Source organism: Veillonella sp. CAG:933, from assembly GCF_000431435.1.
In the GTDB taxonomy this organism is placed as follows: domain Bacteria; phylum Bacillota; class Negativicutes; order Veillonellales; family Veillonellaceae; genus Veillonella_A.
Genome location: NZ_HF986186.1, coordinates 1 through 6,607, shown reverse-complemented (window position 1 = coordinate 6,607; position 6,607 = coordinate 1). Strand labels below are relative to the sequence as shown.

Sequence of the window (6,607 nt, the reverse complement as noted above, 5' to 3'; positions counted from 1 at the left end):
TAGAGTCCATAGTGATATCGATACCTCGTGTATAAGATTTGGTTTAGCGACATTAATCATAACACAAATCGGTATTCACTATAGTTTTTTTATATGTTCAATTTCAGTTTACAATTAACCTTTATATATTTTTCTTCATATATTTAAATGCTATATCGGCTATATCATCAGAGCTTAATGAATCCAGTACCGTTACTGCACCATAATGATTTAAATAAGAATCACAACATTTACGAAATACAGCAGTATTAACTTCATGGGTTTCAGTCTGAATCTCTTTTAATGCCAATAAAAGTCCTTTAACTATTATTTTATTCATACTCATAGACTGATCAAATAAATCTTTCTGAATTTGCTGTGCAGATAACAATACTTCAGTCAAATGATAAGGGTTGCTGCTCTGCTTCGCTTCATCATAAGTTAAATATCCAGACCACCATAGCCTTGAAATTGCGTTGTAGTAGCAAAGTGATGCCCGTGATTCTGTAGCAAAAAAGCGTAAAATCACATTTACTTCTCCATCACTTTTTTTCCATCTTTTTAATATATCGTCCTTAAACTTTAAGTGACATAATGCAGTCCACAACATAGGGTCAGAGGCTTGTAAAGGAGTAAGCCTATCCTTCCATGCATCAAATAATGTTCGAATATTTACGAAATCATCACGATTTTTACTATTATTATCATCTCCGGAATATACTAAAGAAATATCGGGAACAACAACAGATGATTCTCTATAGTATTCATCTATTCCAACTGATGAAAAATAATCATTAATCCAAAAGTCTTCTTGATAATACTTCTCTTCAACATTTTTTAAATCTGTTTTAAGCTGTTTGTATGCTTCTTTTGTAAAGTATACTAGATTCATAGTGTCGGATCCTCTTCCCTAATATTAGCCCATTCTTCCATTTTATTCATTAATTCCATAAGAGAATCACTGATAACATCGCCCAGAAGGATATTTGCAATTTCAGCATCAGACTTTTCTGTATCATCTAAATCCTCAATATTATTTTTTTTAAGTGCCACATATATCGAATTAGCCCACATCGTTCCCTCGTATTGATCTGAATCATCTAAGCGAAGTCGGCCTATTGCCTCTGTAATAGCGGGTAAAATAATAACAGCTTGTATAAACCGTTCAGCATTATTTTTTAAATATTTTTTTGTCCGCATTTTGGAGTATATTTTATAGTCTTCTTCAGGCAAAGAGATTACAATATAATCATTAAGCTCTGGATTTACTTCATTTGAAGTCGATAATTGAACCTTGGCACTCGAAATGTTACTATCTTTTCTTACTAAAACAACACCGGCAATATCTTTTTCTATATGTGTATTTAGTTTCATTTTGAAACCTGCTTCATTGGCAAGTACATATCCTTTTTTTAGATTAAAATGACAGCCTCTGAAATATTCTGGATTAAATTCAGGCAAACTAAATTCATTTATGTCTCTAGCGGCAACAATAGATGCTTCAAACTCTACAAGATCAACAATCTTGCTCTTTTCAATCTTAATCGTTACTGGTTTAGCAATATCAAGCTCAAACATTTTTCTAAAAGATGTCCTTTGACAAATTAGACAGAGTATAACTTTTGCGTCGCCATCCAGGATTAATTTTTCTAATCCCGAACAATTCAATTTACACTCTATTGAAAGAACTATATCTGCATCTTCATCATTATTTGAAAAAACATTAACCGAAAACGTGCTATCTATATAATCACTGGAATACTCATTTAATACCGGATGCGGATATTCAATAGCTTTACTTCTCATCTGAAGCAACCTCCATTGTAAATACAGGTAAAACTGCCATTATTTCAGAATTTTCAAATTCAATATATAAGTCATTATTACCAGATTCTATACTTACCGGTCCAGCTTTTGCTCCATTCACTGCCATTAACGGCTTTCCTACAACCTTTATATTTTTAATATTGATAATATCCCGCTTATTATCATCACGACCGGCATAAAATTGAATATAGACTTTTTCATATTTTTTCTCAGATTTTATATGCATACGATATTTATTTTGAGTTAAATAAAATGTTCTATGATCAGAAAAATTAATAGCAACAATTTTAACTTTCCCCACACCTTTGCTAACTCCTTTGACATCTGATTCACTTGGTTTAACAACCTGATTTTTTTTCTTCCTTCTTCTACGCTTACGTTTAGTCTCTCCTGTTCTTATACCTTCTTGACCGGTTTGATCACCTTGACTTGTGCCAGCACTTTCATATTGATTATTACTGTATACTCTTCCGTCATTTGAAACTATTTCGCTAATCTTAATATCTTTACGTAATTCATCTCGTCCCGATTCAGATACAAACTCAAGATTACCCGGAAGATAATTCCCAATACCTGCATCCATTTGTTCAGTAGAAACATCTGAATCATCAACCTCATCCAGTGCTTTTTGAACCGCTTGATTAATCTTCCTGATATACCTTTGAGCTCGCCCTTTCACAGTTTTATTATTTACAATATTTGCTGCTTTCCACTCATTATGCTGCGGTGGTTCAGATTCCCGCAAAGTCTTACTGAGTTTCATCTCTCCAACATCGTTTGCAATAACAACTACTGAATAACGTGGCAAACCTTCTTGTTTTGTATTAATTAACATTCCTGTAGACCTAAATCTTGATAATGCTGTCTTATACTGATCGCCATATAAGACATATATACTCAAATCATTATCTTCCGCTATTCTTACCGAAAACATTTTCCCCTTGGTTACTGTTTCGTAAATCTGCCTTGTCCACTTTAATATTTCATTATCTTTAAATTCTTCGAATAACAGCCCTTCCAAAGTCTTTTTTGATATCGAATACTTTTGTGTCGGCGATTCAACTTCAACTTCCAGCGTTCCATTTTTTATTGCCAATATAAAATTTCTTAATATGGCAATCGTAATATCATCTTGCCAATTATTATATTCTTCAAGTTTAAATCCAAAAATAGCTACGTCCGTTCCAACTTCAGTTCTTTTAAACTCATCCACTAAAGCAAGGTTACAGCTATCCTCTGGATAAATTGGTCTTCCGGTATAATCATCTATAAGATAAAGATACTTGCCTGTTGGAAGTGTTTTATGCATCTGACCTTGACGTTCCCTTTGTGTCGTTACGAGATGAGTAACACCTTGAAATCCGCGCCCACCATCTTTAGCCAACGTATTATAAAAAACCGTACTAAGCCCCGAATAAGCAAAAGGTGCATTTTTACCTATACCAAAAGAGCCTGCACTTGTTTGATTTTCTTTTTTTGAGATGCCTTCCGTATTAACCAATAAATCCCAATAAGAAATCTTTGTCTCGTCTTTAGGAAATGCCGTGCCATTTAAGCCGATCGTATTATAATCACTTACCATAAGTACTGGAATCATTTCCTTATTTAGAGCGTCTGAAACTCTCCCCAAAAATTCCATTATCGAATCAGTTTTAAGCGAGCTGTTTTCCCAAAAATTATATGCACCTTTCAAGGATTCTTCAAACTCTTCAAACATAGTGTATTTATCTTTTTGTAAGTGAAATAATTTAAAACGTACTTTTACCGGTTCATCTTCACTGATTGTTAAATCACGTGCATCAATTGAGTTTTGACAGACTTCACGGGCAAGGCTTTCCATTCTCCCCGAACCATTAAAAATAGTAATACCTGCATCATTGCTTCCGTTATAACTACCTGTCCCCAATAGAGGAAAATCCCAGCATATCTTACCCATAACATCCCCCTACTTTAATGTAAAACGTTCTTCCTTACCATCAATCCCAAGAAATCGATTTTTTGTATTTTTTACTTCTTTGTCTATTGTGGAAAATATCTTTCTTATATCATCATCAGTATACTCATAATTTGCCTTACTGGAACAATTTCCCAACAATCTTAACATTTCTATAATTTTATTGGTACGAGCTTCTGCCAATCTTACAAATTTCTCTCTTTTTGTTTCTTTAGCCATAATATTTCCTCCCTACATCATCATTTGAGTTGCTATGTACTTTTGTACTTTTATTATATATACTTTTAGAAAATAGATCAATATTATTTTCTAAATATTATTAAATTATATTTCGTATTATCTAAAAATATATTACTCGAATATGTTTAAAATAAATTAACTTGGGGTAGAAATATATATAAAATATTATCTCCGTAAAAATAAGGGTCTGTAACGCAATTGAGTTCTTAACTTTAATTTCAATTACAAAGCCTCTTTTATTATAAACAAATATATATCTTTTCCCTTAAATATTTTGCACGGGGTTATATCATTTTTTCTATAAACGCCGTAAATACAAGCCTTCCTAAAAAATCATCTCATTATATCGTGAGGAAATTTGATGCCATAAGCAAAGAATGATACAATATATCATGGAAGAAATTAATATAGGAGGAATATATAATGTCAATTTCTTATAATAGACTATGGAGTCTATTAGATGATAGAGGAATAAATAAAACAGAACTAAAAGAAAAAGCCGGAATTAGCTTTAATATCCTAGCAAAATTAGGGAAAAATAACCCCGTTGCATTAGATAGTTTGGAAAAAATTTGTACCGCACTATATTGTAATATAGAGGATATAATGGAAGTTTCAACTAGTTCAAAAAAACCTACAACAATTGAGTTGTTTGCCGGTGCAGGTGGATTAGCATTAGGCTTAGAGCAAGCTGGATTTAATACAATCGGTCTTATTGAAATAGATAAAGATGCGTCTGCTACCTTAAAAAAAAATAGGGAAAACTGGAATGTTATTAACGAAGATATTACTAAAATATCATCGTTAAATTTAGAAGAGTTATTTAACATAAAAAAAGGCGAATTGGATTTGCTTTCAGGCGGTGCACCATGTCAATCCTTCTCTTATGCGGGAAAACGACTTGGTCTAGAAGATACACGTGGTACTTTATTTTATCATTACGCCGTCTTTTTAAAAAAATTACAACCAAAGTTGTTTTTGTTTGAAAACGTTAAGGGATTATTAAATCACGACAAGGGAAAAACCTTTGAAGTAATAAAAGAAGTGTTTGCGGAAACAGGGTATTCAATTCAAACAAAAGTTTTAAATGCATGGAATCATGGAGTCGCACAAAAACGAGAACGGTTGATAACAATCGGGATTCGCAATGACTTAATTGATTCTTTAAAGTTTGATTTTCCCAAAGAGCATGATTATAAGCCAGTTCTTCGCGACATTTTATTAGATTGTCCGGAAGGCCCGGGAACCCAATACGGAGAAGAGAAAAAAAATGTTTTCAAACTTGTACCTCCCGGTGGCTATTGGCGAGATATTGATCCTGAAATTGCAAAAAAATATATGAAAAGCTGTTGGAATATGGGTGGTGGCCGAACAGGTATTTTAAGGAGATTAAGTCTTGATGAGCCATCATTAACAGTGCTTACATCTCCTTCGCAAAAACAAACAGAACGTTGTCACCCACTAGAAGTAAGACCATTTACAGTTCGCGAAAATGCTCGCTGTCAGTCATTCCCTGATAATTGGGAATTCTGCGGAACAGTTTCCTCTCAGTATAAACAAGTAGGAAATGCGGTACCTGTAAAATTAGCATATGATATTGGTAATGAACTAATAAAAACACTTTTAAAGGAGAAATAATGCAGATGAGTTGGGATTTAGACTTTATATCAGAAAAAGACTTTCGTGAACATGTAAAAAGTACAATAGAAAAATATAAAGAAAAAATGCGAGACTATAATTTAATCGAGTTCAATAGAAATATTGTAGATCCTATTAAATTATTATTTGACAAAAGTGTATATCACAAGACATGGGAAGAAATAATTTCCAGTGAAATATTCCGCCAAAGAGACAAATCCAGCAATAATGATATTGGTTATTTTCATCAAAATATTTTTAAATACTTCAAAGGTTGTCAAGTTCCTAATGCCGGTTGGGATGTCATATTCAAAAAACCCGACGGGATTCAAGTATATGCCGACGGCGGTAAAGTACAGACAATTTATGTTGAGATGAAAAATAAGCACAATACCATGAATTCATCCTCATCGGCTAAGACATATATAAAAATGCAAAATCAAATTCTCAATGATGATAATTGTGCTTGTTTTCTTGTAGAAGTAATCGCAAAAGAATCCCAAAACACAATATGGAGAACTAAAGTAGACAACCAAAACGTAAGCCATCGCTTAATTCGTCGTGTCAGTATGGATCAATTTTATTCTATCGTTACCGGTGATAAATATGCATTTTATAAAATGTGTAAAGTTTTACCCCATATTATCAACGATATCATTAAAGAAGATAATCAAATAAAAGAGCAGAATGATACGGTTATAGATGACCTTAAGACTCAATGGAACAGCGTCTACAGTGATCTAGATTATGAATTAGCTATGACTCTATCCATGTATATGTTGGGTTTTTCCAGTTACTTAGGATTCGATCGCCCAATAAATTTTATCAGAAGATAATACTTATAAGTAATTTATTCCTAAGATCATCAAAGGTCGTAAATTTAAAATTACATTCACTTTGCTTAGGTTATTAAACTTAAAGTAGCACTAATTTTTATCCAAAAGAGGCACCAATCAATATTGATTGGTG

6 protein-coding genes are annotated in these 6,607 nt (G+C 32.7%); 2 read left to right on the top strand and 4 right to left on the bottom strand.

The features are described from left to right. Positions 1-121 precede the first annotated feature (121 nt). Genes QZL64_RS04655 through QZL64_RS04640 form a run of 4 tightly spaced genes read right to left on the bottom strand, consistent with a single transcriptional unit; the run spans position 122 to position 3,979 of the window. Positions 122-871 (bottom strand): DUF6339 family protein, encoded by a 750-nt coding sequence (locus tag QZL64_RS04655; protein WP_021840835.1) that lies wholly within the window; start codon positions 869-871, stop codon positions 122-124. Continuing rightward, positions 868-1,785, bottom strand: a complete 918-nt coding sequence (locus QZL64_RS04650) for a hypothetical protein (RefSeq protein ID WP_021840834.1) — start codon at positions 1,783-1,785, stop codon at positions 868-870. The genes QZL64_RS04655 and QZL64_RS04650 overlap by 4 nt, the downstream gene beginning before the upstream one ends. After that, positions 1,775-3,742 carry a hypothetical protein gene (locus tag QZL64_RS04645; RefSeq protein ID WP_021840833.1) on the bottom strand — a complete coding sequence of 656 codons (1,968 nt, stop codon included), beginning with the start codon at positions 3,740-3,742 and terminating at the stop codon, positions 1,775-1,777. Before QZL64_RS04645 ends, QZL64_RS04650 begins: the two co-directional genes overlap by 11 nt. A 9-nt stretch (positions 3,743-3,751) precedes the next feature. Beyond that, entirely contained in the window at positions 3,752-3,979 is a 228-nt protein-coding gene (locus tag QZL64_RS04640) for a hypothetical protein (RefSeq protein WP_021840832.1), read from the bottom strand. Between the two features lie 444 nt (positions 3,980-4,423). Here QZL64_RS04640 and dcm point away from each other — a divergent pair, with 444 nt between their 5' ends. Further along, positions 4,424-5,638 (top strand): DNA (cytosine-5-)-methyltransferase, encoded by a 1,215-nt coding sequence (gene dcm / locus QZL64_RS04630; RefSeq protein ID WP_021840831.1) that lies wholly within the window; start codon positions 4,424-4,426, stop codon positions 5,636-5,638. A gap of 5 nt (positions 5,639-5,643) precedes the next feature. Further along, on the top strand, positions 5,644-6,474 hold the full coding sequence (locus QZL64_RS04625) for an Eco47II family restriction endonuclease (protein WP_156705801.1): 831 nt from the start codon (positions 5,644-5,646) through the stop codon (positions 6,472-6,474). The last annotated feature ends 133 nt before the right edge of the window (positions 6,475-6,607 follow it).